The sequence below is a fragment of the Billgrantia saliphila genome (genome assembly GCF_002930105.1).
In the GTDB taxonomy this organism is placed as follows: Bacteria; Pseudomonadota; Gammaproteobacteria; order Pseudomonadales; family Halomonadaceae; genus Halomonas; species Halomonas saliphila.
The window spans coordinates 136,103-152,196 of sequence record NZ_PJRN01000008.1 but is presented as its reverse complement, the minus strand read 5'-3'; the positions used below and the strand labels follow the sequence as shown (position 1 = coordinate 152,196).

Genomic DNA, 16,094 nt, shown 5'->3' with positions numbered 1-16,094 from the left:
CAACTGCTGATGCAACAGGAGCCAAGTCATGGCCATTGCTACCGTCATTTCCATCACCGGTCAGGCCTGGGCGCGCGATGCCGAAGGCAATCTCCGTGAGCTGCGTGTCGGAGATACGCTTCAGGAAGGTGAAGTACTCATCACCTCCGATAACGGAAGCGCTCAGCTCGACTTCGCCGACGGTCTGGAGCCGACCCTGGTGGAAGGGGGCGAACAGGTAGCCATGACACCTGAGCTCGACGCCGAAGAGGCGCCCGAGCCTTCGGACTTCGCTGCCCTGGATGAGGATCTGGAGGCACTGCTGTCAGCACTGGAGGATGAAGACACCGATCTGCTCGATGTGCTCGACGCCACCGCGGCCGGCGCCGGTGGAGGCGGTGCGGCAAACGGGGGCCATAGTTTCGTGCGCTTGGCACGCATTGCCGAGAATACCGATCCGCTGTCATTCGACTATGGCTTGGGGCAGGCCAATGACCTGCCAGAGATAGAGGAGGCGGCTTTTGACATCGTCGCGCCCACGGCTGGTCCGCTCGACGCTTCTCTTCTCGACGTGGAAACTCTCAGTGAAACGGGCTCCGTCGTCAGCGGCGTGTTGCCGTTCTCTTTCGGCACGGGAGCGAATGGCAGCGTAACCTTCGTGGCCATGGATGGCGTGCAGGTCCAGGTCGGCGCTGAGACGTTGCTGTTCAGCTGGGATGCCGCGACCAACACCTTGTCGGCGATTTCCGAAGCGCGTGGCGAACTCATCTTCACCATTGAACTCAACCCCGCCACCGGCCAGTTCACCCTTACCCAGGTAAGCAACCTGTTGCATGAAGGGGGAATGGACGAGGCGGTGGCCAATCTGGTCTACACCGTGACCAGCAGCAGCGGCTCGGCAACCGGCACCCTGACTATCACCATTCTTGACGACGCCCCGAACCTCGAGCTGGGCAGCGTCGACCTGAGCGGCGTGGCCCTCGAGACCCAGGACAGTGAAACCGTCGGCGGCACCTCCGTCGCCAGCGGCAGCGTGGCGGTAGCCTTCGAGGCTGCCGTCGACGCTCAGTACGGCGCCGACGGCGCGGGCAGCACCGTCATCGACGGCTATGGCCTGACGCTGGGCAACGTCCACCACAGCCTGACCAGCGGCGGCGAGCCGGTGGTTTTCGCCCTGGTCGACGGAGCGGTGGTAGGCACCGCGAACGGCGTGGAAGTGCTGCGCATCGAGATCGACGCCGAGAGCGGTGCGGTCACCGTCACCCAGTCCGCGCCGGTGGACCATGCCGGCCAGGGTGCCGACAGCATTGGCCTGCCTGCCGGCCTGATCGGCGTGAGCGCCACGGTCACCGTGACCGACGGTGACGGCGACACCGCCACGGAAACTCTGAATGCCGATCTGAGCGGTACGATCAGCATCAGCGATGACATGCCGAGCCTCGAGCTGGGCGAGGTCGATCTCAGCAACGTCGTCTTCGAGACCGACGACAGCGAGACCCTAGGGGGCAATATCTCCACCGCCAGCGGCAGCGTGGCGGCCGCCTTCGAAGCCGCCGTCAATGCCGGCTACGGCGCCGACGGTGCCGGCAGCGTGGTGGTCGACGGCTATGGCCTGACGCTGGGCAACGTCCAGCACGGCCTGACCAGCGGCGGCGAGCCAGTGGTCTTCGAACTGGTCGACGGCGCGGTGGTGGGCACCGCGAACGGCGTGGAAGTGCTGCGTATCGAGATCGACGCCGAGAGCGGTGCGGTCACCGTCACCCAGTCCGCAGCGGTGGATCACGCCGAGCAGGGTGACGACAGCATTGGCCTGCCCGCCGGCCTGATCGGCGTGAGCGCCACGGTCACCGTGACCGACGGTGACGGCGATACCGCCACGGAAACTCTGAATGCCGACCTGAGCGGTACGATCAGCATCAGCGACGACATGCCGAGCGTTGAGACCGACACCGGCGAGATATCCGACCTGGTGGTCGACGAGACCACCCTGGGCGTGTCGGCCAATGCCGACTTCTCTAGCGCTTTCACCATTGCCTTGGGGGCCGACGGCGAAGGGAGCGTCAGCTACAACCTAAGCGTCGAGGGCGATGGAACGACCACGCTACAAGCGACGGCCAGCGGCGAAGCCATCAAGCTGGTGGACGACAACGGCGTGATCGAAGGTCGCACCGCGAGCGGTGAACTTGCCTTCACTATCGGCGTGAATGCCGAAACCGGCATGGTCACTCTTACCCAGCATCTGGCCCTGTCGCATCCGGATGGCACCACCCCGTCCGACGTGCTCGACCTGGCTGGTAGTGGCCTCATGCTCAACGCCACGGCCACCGATGGCGACGGCGACAGCATTACCATAGGCATCGACTTGGGTGGCCAGCTCAGCTTCGTCGACGACGGCCCACAGGCCAACAACGATGTGGGCCTTGTGGGACTTGGGCGCTTCGAGAAGTCCGGCAACGTCATGAACGACGATGATCAGGGCGCAGACGGTGCCGAAGTCACTCACGTTAAGTTCGGTGACCAGGTCGTCGAGCTGATAGATGGCACTGCTGTCATCCAGGGAGTGCATGGCGAGCTGACCATTCATGCCGATGGCAGCTACACCTACGTTCGCACCGCGACTCCGGACCACCAGGGCCTATTCGCTGATCAGTTCACCTACACCCTGACCGATGGCGATGGTGATACCGACACTGCAACATTGACCGTAGGCGGTATCGACGCACCGGTATTCGTCAAGAACCCTCTGGGCTGGAAGCAGGATGCACACCTGACCGTCAACGAGGCGAACCTGGCGAACGGCACCAACCCCAATGAGGGTGCACTGACCAAGACCAGCGGCTTCATCATCAACGCGGTCGATGGCTTGGCGACACTGAACATCGCCATCGGTGAAGGCGACGACGCTCTGTCGCTGACGGTCACGCGTAACGAAGACGGCAGTTTCAATTTCGCCGATGCCGCCATCGAAGCCGACGGTTACACCCTTGCCGTGACCGGGATTACGCCACTGCCTTTCGGGCTTGGCTACAGCGTCAGCTACGCCTATACCCTCGAGAACAACAAGGACCACTCTGGTGCGAGCGTTGACGAGGCGCTGGTGCGCAACTTCACCATTACGGCCACGGACCGTGACGGTGACACGTCGAGCGGCAGCCTGAAGGTCAAGATCATCGACGATGCTCCCGTCATCGAGACCGACAGCGGCGTACTGGCCGATCTGGCGGTCGATGAGACGAGCCTGGGCGAACCGGCCACGGCGGACTTCTCGGGCGCCTTCAAGATCGACCTGGGAGCCGACGGAGAGGGTGGGGTCAGCTACAGCTTGGGTATCGAGGGTGATGGCTCCACTGCGCTGAAGTCCACGGTCAGCGGCGAAACTATCCAGCTGGTAGATAACGCTGGCGTCATCGAAGGCCGCACCGAAAGTGGTGAGCTTGCCTTCACCATCAGTGTCGATGCCGAGACCGGTGAGGTCACGCTGACTCAGCACCTGGCCCTGTCGCATCCCGACGCGAGTACGCCGAACGATATCCTCGATCTGTCCGGCAGCGGTCTGGCATTGACAGCCACTGCAACCGACGGTGATGGCGACAGCACCTCCGTCAGCATTGATCTGGGAGAACAGCTGAGCTTCGCCGACGATGGCCCGCAAGCCAATAACGACTTGGGCATCGTGCAACTGGGCCGCTTCGAGAAGTCCGGCAACGTCATGGCCAATGACGAGGCGGGTACTGATGGCGCCGAAGTCACGCACGTCCAGTTCGGCGATCAGCGCATTGAACTGGTCGATGGCGTTGCCACAATCCAGGGTGCGCATGGCGAACTGACTTTCCATGCCGATGGCAGCTACACCTACGTTCGTACCGCGACCCCGAACCACCAGGGCGTGTTCACGGACCAGTTCACCTATACCCTGAGCGACGGCGATCGCGATACCGACACCGCGACACTGAACGTTGCCGGCATCGATGCACCGGTCATCGTCAAGAATCCCTTGGGTTGGCAGGGTGCGCACCTGGTCGTCAACGAGGCGAACCTGTCGAATGGCACCAACCCCAATGAGAGCGCCCTGACCAAGACCAGCGGCTTCTTCGTCAACGCGGTCGATGGCTTGGCGACGCTGAACATCGCTATTGGTGAAGACGACGACGCTCTGTCGCTGACGGTCACGCGTAACGAAGACGGCAGTTTCAATTTTGCCGATGCCGCCATCGAAGCCGACGGTTACACCCTTGCCGTGACCGGCATCACGGTGCTGCCTTTCGGGCTTGGTTACAGCGTCAGCTACGCCTATACCCTCGAGGACAACAAGGACCACTCCGGCGCGGGCGATGACGAGGGGCTGGTGCGCAACTTCACCATTACGGCCACGGATCGTGACGGTGACACGTCGAGCGGCAGCCTGAAGGTCAAGATCGTTGATGATGCTCCCGATGTCGAAACCGATACCGGCGCGCTGTCCGATCTGGCGGTCGATGAGACGAGCCTGGGCGAACCGGCCACGGCGGACTTCTCGGGTGCCTTCAAGGTCGACCTGGGAGCCGACGGAGAAGGCGGAACGGCTTACAGCCTGGAACTCGAAGGCGATGGCAGCACCACACTCATGGCGACCGAAAGCGGCGAAGCAATCGTCCTCGTGGTCAACGGCGGTGTGGTGGAAGGACGTACCGTGGACGGCAATGAATTGGCCTTCACCATCAGCGTCAATGCCGAGACCGGAGAGGTCACGCTGACCCAGCACCTGGCCCTGTCGCACCCCGATACCGCCGATCACAACGAGGGTCTCGATCTGGCCGGTGCCGGCTTGAAGCTCAAGGCGACTGCAACCGATGCGGATAACGATACTGCCAGCGCCAGTGTCGATCTCGGGGGGCAGCTCAGTTTTGCCGACGACGGCCCGCGTATCGAAGGAATCGAGCCTTCAGGCCATAAAGTCACCATTACCAACATGAATAGCCTGGCGGGCTACAACAACAGCTTCGGCTACTACGTCAAGGGCGAGAATGGCGAGCCGACCACGGGAATGGTGGTATGGGCGAACGTCAAGAGCGGCCAAGGCAGTACCTATGAAATCGAGGGGCATGCTCCTGGAGATCTGGGCTATTTCCTCATTCCCAACGGTGCAAACCTGAATCCCGGTCTCGGTAACGAGACGGAGATCACTTTCGAGTTCGTCGATGGTGCTTGGGTGGCGGTAACAGAGGATGGCAGCCAGCTGGCAGGTCAGAATGCCAACGCCCCCGTGCTCTTCAACGATCCGACATTGAATCCTGGTGGCGCTTCCCATGTCGAGAACAATGCCCAGGAGGGGCAGCTCAACTGGGAGGATGTCGTCGGGGGCGGTGACAAGGACTACAACGACGTCAATATCCACGTGAGCTGGACGCCCGCCAATCTGACGTCCGACGAATCGAACCTTGGGACCAATGCCGAGTTCGACTTCTCGGGTCATTTCGATGTCGACGTCGGTGCCGATGGCCTGTCTTCGCAGGAGTACAGCCTGGGCGTAGCGGCACAAGGCGCCGACTCAGGTATCGTCGATACCGGATCCGGTCAGCCTGTGCTGGTCAAGGAAGAGGGCGGCAATGTTGTCGGCTATGTAGAGATCGGTGGGGTGCACGTGCCGGTCTTTACAGTGTCCGTCGACGCCAATGGTGTCGTGAGCCTGGAGCAGCATCGTGCCGTACAGCATTCGCTGCAGGGCGCAGTGGGCGAAAGCGATCCGGCCAATATCCTCTCCGATGTCATCTTCCTGACCCAGACCGTGGTGGATGGTGACGGCGACATTGCGGCCGCGACGATTGACATCGGCCAGGTGATCTACTTCCTGGACGACGGCCCCACTGTGCAGGACGACAGCATCAGCACCGGGGAAGACACCGCCGTTACCGCCAACGTGATGGACAACGACACCGTCGGGGCCGACGGCGCCACGTTGACCGCCGCCAGCCTGCGGATACCGCAGCAGGGCACGCTGAGCTTCGGCGCCAACGGCGAGATCACCTTCATTCCGGCAGCGGGCTTCGAAGGCGACGCGGTGATCGACTACACCCTCACCGACGCCGACGGCGATACCGCCAGCGCGACGCTGACCGTGACCGTGGCGGCCGACTCCGAGCCGACCATCAGTATCGGCGCCGACAGCGACAGCGTTACCGAGGCCGGCCTCAACGGCGGTAGCCAAGCCGGTGACGGCTCGCACATCACTCAGGGCACGTTCGCCATCGACACCGGCAACGATGGCTTGGCGAGCCTGGTGATCGATGGCATTGACGTCACCAAGGGCGGCACGGTCGAGGGCAGCTACGGCACCCTGGTCGTGACGCTCGGCAACGACGGCAGCTACAGCTGGACCTACACGTTGAACGGCGCCACGGACGATCACGAGACCCAGGGGCCCAGCGTCGATGACGTTCGCGACAGTTTCGAGTTGGTCGCCACCGACAGCGATGGCGATAGCGCCAGCGATAGCCTCGTCATCGACATCGTCGATGACGTCCCGACGGCCAGTGACCAGAATGTTGGCTCGATTACCGAGGATGGCGGCACGGCTTCGCTCTCCGGAAACCTGTTCAGCGACCAGCATGCCAGCTTCGGAGCCGACGGAGCGGGCAGCGTTGCCTGGACCGGTGCAGCTGTCGAGACGCTTGCCGATTACGGCACCCTGTCGCTCGACGCAAACGGCAACTGGAGCTTCACGCTGAATAACTCCCTGGCGGCGGTCCAGGAACTCGGCGATGGCGATAAGCTGAACTTCCAGCTTGAGTACACGGTAACCGATAAGGATGGGGATACCGAAAGCGGCTCATTGACAATTAGCATCAATGGCAACAACGATGCGCCGCTCACTACGGACAGTGTCGTCAGCACGAATGAGGATACAACTGTCACGCTGGGCATCGATGCCTTCGGCAATTATAGCGACGTGGAGGGCCACGAGCCGACCGCCGTGCAGGTCGTTACCCTGCCGAATAACGGCGTGCTCAAGCTCGACGGGAAGGACGTAGCCGCGGGGGATGTTATCAGCGCCGCTGATATTGTCGCCGGAAAGCTGAACTTCACTCCTAACGAGAATAGTGACGAAGAAGGCTCCTTCACCTTCAAGGTTCAGGATGCTGAAGGGGGATGGTCTGAAGCTGCCAACACGGCACAGATCAATGTCGATGCGGTGGCCGATGCGCCGAACGTCAGTATCGAGATCGGCGAACAGACACCTGTCTACGAAACGGGCGATGTCATCCCGTTATCGAAAGGCATCTCTCATGTGAAATATCTGCTCAGTGATGGCCGAACACTGAAGTTGGATGGTTATAAAGGAGACGTCAAGGATCCTTCCGATCCGACCAAGTACATTACCGATATCGAAAAAACGACTGGTCTGACGGTGGTCGATTACTATATCAAGGCCGGCACCGGCGTTTATTCACCCAGCGGGGAGTATCTCGGAGAAGCATCCAGAGGGAATGCCAGCGATCCTCTGGCTAACCAGGCGGATATCGAGGATTCGACGGGTGACTATGATGCCGGAAATGTGTATGTTTTCGCTGGAGAAGCGGAAAGTTACCAGTTCGATATCGAGATCAGCGCAAGCCTGGACGATCTCGACGGTAGCGAGTCGCTGGGCCTGGTGATTTCCGGTGTGCCTGAAGGCGCCGAGTTGAATCAGGGTACAGCGAATCCCGATGGTACCTGGACTATCGAAGTTCCTGCAGGAGAGACCGACTATGTGTCGGAAGGCCTGATCATTACCGTACCCAAGGGTACCGATGAGTTCACTCTCACCGTCAAGGCAACGGCCACCGAGTCCAGCCCGAATGGAGATGTTTCGGTCGAGACGGCTGAAGCGACGGACAGCGATACTGCTGCCATGGACAAACTGAAAGTCGAGGGCAATGACGACAGTACGGTTGAGACTGGAGCGGGTAACGACGTACTGATTGGTGACATGGGCGGCAAGTTCTCCATCGTCGAGCCTGGCCAGGACTACAACATCTCGCTGATCGTCGATGTGTCCGGCAGCATGGCGGAAGCTTCAGGCACCGGCAGCCTGAGTCGCATGGACCTGACCAAGCAGGCCCTGCTGAACCTGGCCAATCAGCTCAAGGACCATGACGGCACGGTCAATGTGCAACTGGTGGCGTTCTCATCTGGATCAAGTACGAAAGCTAATATCCAGAACTTGAACGATGGAAACGTCAATCAGCTCATTGCGGCGATCAACGCGCTGAGTACGAATGGGAGCACGAATTATGAGGCGGCGTTCCAGCAGGCTGTTTCCTGGTTCAATGCCCAGCAAGGCAACGGCGCTTCCACTGCTGACGGTTTCCAGAATCTGTCCTACTTCCTGACCGATGGTGATCCGACGGTTTACTTCAATTCTCGTGGTAACCTGAAAGGGCCGGGAACTAGCACTAGCTACGAGGTGTTCAAGGAATCCGTCGAGGCCTTCGAGGCGCTGAGCAATATCAGCCAGGTGCATGGGACGGGAATTGGCAGCGGGGTCAGCGAGAACTATCTGAGGTTCTTTGATAATACGAATGATGCTGGCGAAGATTCTGAATCTTTTGTAGTAGGACAAAAATTGGTTTGGTCTTGGACGCCCTTCCCTGGGTTTTACCCAGTGGACGTAGTCGAGAGTGTCACTGGCCCCGTTGGTGAAGTCGATATCGTCAATACCCCCTCGGACCTCGACGCTGCATTGCAGGGTGGTTCGCGGAGCGATGAGCTGGCTGCGCTGGGTGACGATGTGCTTTCCGGCGGGGATGGCAATGACATCCTCTTCGGTGACGCCATCAACACCGATCACCTGGCCTGGACCAACGGTAATACCGGCGAGTCGTACACTGCGGGCAGCCACAATGGAATGGGTTATGCAGGGCTTGTGGAGTACCTGCGCTGGGCGAGCGGCAACCCGGGTGATGCGCCGAGCGACGAGGAGGTCCTCTCCTACGTCAAGTCTCACTGGCAGGAGCTGATGGATAGCGCCCGCGCCGATGGCGGCAACGACATCCTTGATGGCGGAACCGGTAATGATGTGCTCGTCGGCGGCGGCGGCAGCGATACCCTTATCGGCGGCGCCGGCGACGATACTCTCTACGGTGGATTGGGCGCCGATACCTTCGCTTGGAAGCTGGGTGACGAAGGGAGCGACAGCGATCCCGCCAAGGACGTCGTGAAAGACTTTACGACGGGTGAATTCGGGCTGGGCGACGAGGCGGACCGGCTGGATCTGGCGGAATTGCTCCAGGGCGAGGGAAGCGATTCGATTGGCGACTTCGTCTATGCAGCCGAAGAGGGCGGCAATGTGGTGCTCTATGTCAGCTCTGATGGCACGCTTGGGGGTAACAAGGAGAACGCCGATCAGATCATCACGTTGGAAGGCAAGTCGTTCGGTGACTTTGGTGCGAATGCCGACGACAGCGCCGATCTGTTGCAGAAAATGTTGGCAAGCGGCCAGCTGAATATCGACCAGTAATCCATTACAAGTAGCAGCAACTTCGCCCTGCCCGGAGACACCGGGCAGGGCGTTTGTTAATCTGCGCAGAGACAATACGAGGGCGGAACCATGTTCATCAAACGCGACGATTCGGGGCGGGTCGCACAGGTCAGCCACGAGGAAACGGAGGAATGCCATGAATACATGCCTTCCTCCTCGCCCGAACTGCAGCTCTTCCTATCGGGAGATGCCGAAAGCCTGGCGCTGACGAAGTCCGACCTGGCGTTCGTGCGGGTGTTGGAAGATGTCATCAACGTCTTGATGGACAAGGGGGTGATCAGCTTCACCGATCTGCCCGAGCCGGCCCAGCAGAAGTTGCTTGATCGTCAATCGTTGCGCCAACGCATGAATAGCGTGGGGTTGATGTCGGACTCAGACGACAGCGGTGTCATCTGAATCCGAAGTGACGCTCAGTTCATATCGCCGGTTTGCGTGTGGCGTACGCCCGGTCCAGTAACGCCATCCAGCCCCAGATTGAAGAGCACCTCGGCGGCGCCACGGCTCTCCACGCCTTCGGCGATGGCCATGATGCCCAGCGAGTGGGCCAGGGTGGCCATGCCGCGCAGCAGGCTCTGTTGGTCCTGCCGGTCCTCGACACCTTGACTCAGCGCGGCGTCGATCTTCACGAAGCTCAATCCCAGATCCTGTACCCCTTCGATCTTGCCGAACTGGGTGCCGACATGCTCGAGACCTACCTTGCAGCCCAGCGTCAGGAGGGCGTGGCAGAGTGTCTTGAGCGCCTGAGGCTGCTGCAAGGCGACCGACTGCGGTAGCTCGAACCAGAGCAGAGGCGCGATGTCCGTCCGGGCGCGGACGCGAGCGATCAACTCGCCGACGAAGTGGCCGTCGCCCAGCGAATCGGACGACAGGTTGATACCGACTGGCTTGCCGCTGGCGGCGGTGTCATCCATGGCGGCGCTGACCACGGCCAAGTCGAGGATGGGCGACATACCCAGGCGCCCGACCCACGGCAGGAAAACGCCGGCCGGACGCCATTCGCCTTTCAGGCGCAGCCGGGAAGGCGCTTCGTGGTGTATCAAGCGATCATGAGCGTCGAGTACCGGATAGTGCGCCAGCAGAACTCCCTGTTCGAGGGCTTCGGACAGCGCTTGACGCCATTCGTCGTGCCGCGTGAAGAGAACACTGCTGGCCGGCTCTTCGACCCGGGTCTGCCCGAAGGGTCCCTGGCTCTCCGCGCTGGCCAGGGCGCCGTCCAGGCTGGCCAGCAGCTCACCTCGGCCTTCGCCCTGGTGGTACTGGCAAAGCGCGGAGGGCAGCGACACGTCGGCGCTCAGCTCTTCACCCAGACTGCGCAGGCGTTCCTCGAGGTCGCGACCGACCGCTTCCAGGTCGTGCTGGCGTGGCAGGATCAGGGCAAAATCGCTGCCGTTCAGGCGCCCCACGGTACCGTACCCGTATAGGTTCGCCAGTTGATCGAGGCGTCGAGCGATCCGAACCAGCAGCGTGTCGGTTGCGGCATGGCCGAGCCTCTGGTTGACCTCGGCCAGGCGTGCAATACGTACCATGGCCAGGGTGCCGCTGGCATCCTCCTTCTCGCTGCGCAGATGCGATTCCAGCCGGTCGAGCAACGGGGCGCGGGTCAGCGTGTCGGTTACCGGATCGTGCTGCATGCGGCGGCGCAGCTGGTCGAGCTTGTCGCTCTCCTCGCCGAGCATCTGACGTACCGCTTCCGAAAGGCGATTCATGGCCTGCACGACGACTCGAAGTTCCTGCGTTCGAGGTTCGTTGGCGATGGTGAAGCGGCGCTGGCCGATGGCCTGGGCCTGGTTGACCACGTCACGCAGCGGACGGCGAATAGCGCGCACGATCCAACTGGCCAGTAGCAGGCTGATGGTACCGGCAAGGGCGAACCAGCCGGTCAGCACCAGGGTGCTGCGCCACAGCGAGCGGTACGCATAGCTGTGCTGGCTTTCCAGCTCCAGTATGCCGAACTGACGCCAGCCATCCTGTACCACCGCCTGCCCCGGGGCCACCTCGAAGCGCACCAGATCGACGAACCATGCCGGCACGTCGTCGATATGCTCGCTGGCCTCCCGCTGCTCGATGATGCCGCCTTCCGGGTCGTAAAGCGCGATGCGCCGGTAATGGCCGGTGTCGAACTGGGCGGCCAGCAGCAGCTCGAGGGTCACCGGGTCCTTCTCCATCTGGCTCATGGAGAGCGCCAGGGCGTTGGCGTTGTCGCTGTTCTTGATGTGGGTCTCCTGCTCGATGTAGTGCCGGCTACTCGTCACGCCGATGAGCAGGCTGCCGACAAAGGCCAGCAACAGCAGTGCCGCAATGGTGAGCCAGAGCTGCTTGATCAAGGACATCGTATCGTTCCCCCAGGAATGAACGTCATGCTGCGTTCCGTTGCACACGGCTGCCGAGCGCCGGCGTCAACTGCCTGTGCTTGGCCGTAGTGCGTTTTTTTCGTTGTCGTCTCACAGAAACCCCTGCTGCTCCATGCGCTCGATCACGCTACGCCAGCGTGACAACCGCGCCAGCGGATCCGCTCGCGACTGCGGGGAGCCGCCAGTCCATAGGCCGGTGCTGTTGAAGCTGAAGAGCGGGTCGAGATCGGTACGCTGTGTCGCCGGCGTGATCGAGGACACCAGGTTGTCCAGCAACAGAGGCACGGCGGTAGGCGTCTCGTAATACCCCAGCACCATGTGTGCCTGCGTAATCTGGCTGCGGCCGATACGCGCCCGCACGTAGATCATGCGCAGCTTCGAGCCCGGCACGCCGATCTCCTTCAAGGTCACGTACTTGGCGATCGAGTAGTCCTCACAATCGCCTTGCCGCTTGCCCATGGTTTCCAGCGGCGTGGCCCAGTAGTCCTCCTGCCGCCAGATATCGATGTCCTCGAGCCAACGCACGCGTCGATTGAAGAATTCGTTCACTTCGCGCAACTGGGTATTCAATTCGGCGCCCTGGAGGCGATCCAGCAGGGTGAACCACTCTTCAAGCATCGCCAGCCCCGCACCCCCGTGGAGACGTTGCATGCTGTCGCGCAGGCGGGCGCGATCGATGCGAGCTTCCAGTATCCCCGGCGATAGCCCGAGCCCGGCGGCCAGCCATAGCGCTCCCAGGCCGGCCAGGAAACGGCGTCGGCCTGGGGAATGAGCGGGTGAGGCGGGGGGTCGTGTCATCGAGTCGCGCCGGGAGGGATGTTAAGGAATGTAACTCTTCGGCACGAGTATAAAGGAGGGCGGCGTTAACAAATAGGTATGACCCGTATCATACCCGTGTACGAGTGGGCCGGGCTTGGAGCGGGGTTAGCCTTTCCCCGGCCCTTGCCACACCCTCAGGCGGCCCATCCAGCTGAGGTGAGGAGAGCATTTGCGCAGTTCGTGGGCGGCGTCATCCAGGCTCTGGCCGGCGGGGAGTTGATGCACGTATACCGACACATCGATCTGCTCGGCCAGGTAGTGAAGGTCCAGGGCGACTCGGTTGTGCCAGGCCGGGCAGTCTTGCCACACTTCGTCGAGGATGCTCTCGACGTCGCTGCGCAAGGGCAGGCCGGGGCGCAGGCTATGCTCGATCTGGTTGGAGTCGTCCTCGGGATCGATATGGAAGGTCACGTCGGCCAGTTCGGGGTAGGCCTCACGCAGTTGACGACTCACCGCATTGCCGATCTCGTGGGCCTCGGAGACGGACAGTCTCGGCGGCACGACGATATGCAGGTCGAGCACCACGTGGCTGCCGACCGAGCGGGTACGCACGTCGTGCACGCTATCCACTCCGGGTACTGCCTCGGCTACGGCTTTCATCTTCTGCTGGTCGCTTTCGGGCAGGGCGGTATCGATCAGCTCGCGTCCCGACTCCCACAGCAGCCGCCAACCCACTTGTCCGACCATTATCCCAACCACGATGGCGGCGACTGCGTCGACCCAGCCGGCGCCGAACTGTGCGGCCACTAGGCCCACCAAAACCACGCCAGTAGAGAGGGCGTCCGAACGCGAATGCCAGGCATTGGCCTCGAGTAGGCGCGAGCGAACACGCTTGGCGACACTCATGGTGTAGCGGAAGATCCACTCCTTGGCGATCAGCGAGAGCAGGGCGACGCCAATGGCCCAAATACCGGGGGCGGGTATCGGATCGCCGTCCAATAGGCGGGAGAGGCTGGCCCAGGCGATGCCGCCGGCGACGAAGATCAACACGCTGCCCAGCCATAGCGTGGCCAACGTCTCGATGCGCCCATGTCCATACGGGTGATCGATATCGGGTGCCTGGCGGCCGAAATGGGTCGCCGCCAGCACGAAGACATCCGTCACCAGGTCGGAGAAAGAGTGGATGCCGTCCGCGATCAGCGCCGCCGAGCCGACCATCCAGCCGGCCAGGACCTTGAGCAGGCCGACGGCACAGTCAATGACGGCACCGATCAGCGTGACCCGATGCGCCTCTCGGGCCTGGGTCTCGCGATTCAGGGTGCCGCGTGGAGACGGCGGCGAAGTGGCTGCATTCATCGTAGCGACGATGCCTCGTTATCGATCAGCCGGGATGCCTTGTGGCGTACCGGGTTGGCATACTGTGCCAACCACCAATTGCGCAGCTCGGCGGGAACGTCGTTCAGGCGCGCCTGGAAACGGGCGCGGTCAACATCGCTGACCTCGCTCAGGTCCAGCAGTTCCGGCGCATCGCCCAAGGCTTCCAGCGCCAGATAGTGGCTGGGGAAGAGACGATAGCCTTCGACCACCTGGCGATCGATCTCTGCGGCGACGGATTCGGGCGTATCGTAATTCGCTCCCAGCGGCTCGCCGAAGCGCAACTGCACGCGCCCCTTGTGCCCGGTGATGCCGGCGACGATCGACTGGATGTCTTCGAATTCGCTTTTCTCGTAGCGCCCTTGGCTATGCACCGCATGCAGCTCGCGCGCTTTCTGCAAGTCACAGGGATCGTACTCGTAGCTGATCGACACCGGTACCAGCCGCAGCTCGGCGATGGCGGCGCCGATGGGGGCCTGGCGGTCCTCCAGGCGGCGAGCCATGGTCAACATCTTGACGATCGCCGGGTCGGTGCGGTCGATGCCGTCCTTGGCGCGTCCCTCGCGCTGGGCCATCCAGATCGAATGGTTGTCCTCGATGATGGAGTGGCGAATATAGCTCGAGAGCGACTGGTAGGCGGCCAGCATGGCGCGCTTGCCACGCAGCGCGCGCGGTACGATGAAGCTCTTGTTGAGCCGCATCAGATCAGTCACGTAGGGTTTCTTGAGAAGGTTATCGCCAATGGCGATGCGTACCGTGTCGCGGCCCGCCTGGTGCAGGGCATAGTTAACGAACGCCGGGTCCAGTGAGATATCGCGATGATTGCCGATGAACAGATACGCGGTGTTCGGGTCCAGGCGATCCAACCCTTCGACGCGGAATTCGTCGGTGGAGGTGCGGAGCATCCGCTCCATGTAGTACGCCACACGCATCTGGAAGTCGCGTACGCTGAACACGTCACGAGTCTCGCGACGAATGGCATAGGAGGCGACGGCGCGTGCCAGCCACGGCATCCGCCGATGAAGACGCGGCAGGCGGTAGCGGGTCAAGGCGTCGAGCAGTTCGCGATTGCCGGCCAGACGCGCCAGCACTGCGGCCACCTCGTCGTCACGGTAGGGGCGGATATCGGCCCAGGGGTCCTCGGCCAGGTTGCCGGTCGGTGTCTCGTTCATCGAAGTATCATCGGTCATGCACTGTCCTGCGATGCGGCCTGGGAGGCTTCGCCGCCCAGCCATCCGATCAATTGCTCTATTTCTTCCGCCAGGGCCTGACTCATCAGCATGAAGTCGGCCTCGAGTCGCACGATGGCGTCTCCATCATCCTCAGTCTCGCTCGCTTCGTCGATTAGTGCGTCACTGAAGCGCAACGATTTAAGAGTCAGGTCATCGTGCAGTACGTAGCCGAGCCGGCCTTCGATCTCCACGCCCAGACGACTGGCCTGGCGGCCTGCCGCCAGCAACTGCTGGATTTCGTCGCTATCCAGATCGACCTGGCGGGCACGCAGCACGCCGTCGTCGCCCTTGGCCTTGAGCTCGACCTGGTCTCCCAGCTGCAGCGAGGTGGGGCGAGAACCTTCCTCTGCGAGCCATTGGGTCATCGCGCGCATCGGCAGGGTGCGGGTCGCCAGCGGCGTCACCTTGAGGCTGCCCAGCGTCTCGCGTAGCAGGTCCAGCGCCTCCTCGGCACGCTTGCGTGAACTGGTGTTCACCGCGATCAGGTCGCGGCGCGTGTCCCACCACATATCCACCTTCTGGGTGCGCACGAACGCTTGCGGCAAGAATTCCTCGTAGACCTGCTCCTTGAGTTCCTGCTTTTCCTTGCGGCGCAGCTTGCGGCCTTCGCGCGTCTCGATCTCGGCGCCACGCTCCTCGACCTCCTCGCGCACCACGCCGGCGGGCAGCAGCCGCTCGTGGCGAAGCATGGTCATCAGCCGTTGCCCCTGCAGCTCATGCAGCAGGGCGGTGCCGGCACGCCCCGCGGGCGGGCACCAGCCCACGCGCCGGGCTTCCTGACTGGCCGGCGGACGCGCCGCCTGTTCGGCCAGCGCCGTCTCCAGGTCGGCCGCGGGTATCGCCGCGGCCCCATGCAGGCGGTAAAGGTGCAAGTGCTTGAACCACATGGCGCATTCCCTGAAC

7 protein-coding genes are annotated in these 16,094 nt (G+C 62.2%); 2 read left to right on the top strand and 5 right to left on the bottom strand.

Going from position 1 to position 16,094, the window contains the following annotated elements:
• Positions 1–28: 28 nt before the first annotated feature.
• Entirely contained in the window at positions 29–9,454 is a 9,426-nt protein-coding gene (locus CYJ07_RS11060; protein WP_156085491.1) for a retention module-containing protein, read from the top strand.
• Between the two features lie 90 nt (positions 9,455–9,544).
• A complete protein-coding gene (locus CYJ07_RS11055) occupies positions 9,545–9,871 on the top strand; it encodes a tryptophan synthase subunit beta like protein (RefSeq protein ID WP_104203755.1) in 327 nt (108 codons plus the stop codon).
• Between the two features lie 14 nt (positions 9,872–9,885).
• Here CYJ07_RS11055 and CYJ07_RS11050 read toward each other — a convergent pair whose 3' ends face one another.
• The 5 genes from CYJ07_RS11050 to CYJ07_RS11030 all read right to left on the bottom strand — a co-directional run bounded on the left by CYJ07_RS11050 (position 9,886) and on the right by CYJ07_RS11030 (position 16,078).
• Positions 9,886–11,805 carry a bifunctional diguanylate cyclase/phosphodiesterase gene (locus tag CYJ07_RS11050; protein ID WP_104203754.1) on the bottom strand — a complete coding sequence of 640 codons (1,920 nt, stop codon included), beginning with the start codon at positions 11,803–11,805 and terminating at the stop codon, positions 9,886–9,888.
• Between the two features lie 111 nt (positions 11,806–11,916).
• Positions 11,917–12,624, bottom strand: a complete 708-nt coding sequence (locus CYJ07_RS11045; protein WP_104203753.1) for a transglutaminase-like cysteine peptidase — start codon at positions 12,622–12,624, stop codon at positions 11,917–11,919.
• Positions 12,625–12,750: 126 nt separating this feature from the next.
• Complete coding sequence (locus CYJ07_RS11040; protein WP_104203752.1) at positions 12,751–13,941, bottom strand: cation diffusion facilitator family transporter; 1,191 nt, start codon at positions 13,939–13,941, stop codon at positions 12,751–12,753.
• Positions 13,938–15,131: a 1-acyl-sn-glycerol-3-phosphate acyltransferase gene (locus CYJ07_RS11035; protein ID WP_104203822.1), complete on the bottom strand. Its 1,194-nt coding sequence runs from the start codon at positions 15,129–15,131 to the stop codon at positions 13,938–13,940. Before CYJ07_RS11035 ends, CYJ07_RS11040 begins: the two co-directional genes overlap by 4 nt.
• A 14-nt stretch (positions 15,132–15,145) precedes the next feature.
• Positions 15,146–16,078 (bottom strand): recombination-associated protein RdgC, encoded by a 933-nt coding sequence (locus tag CYJ07_RS11030; RefSeq protein WP_104203751.1) that lies wholly within the window; start codon positions 16,076–16,078, stop codon positions 15,146–15,148.
• Positions 16,079–16,094 lie beyond the last annotated feature (16 nt).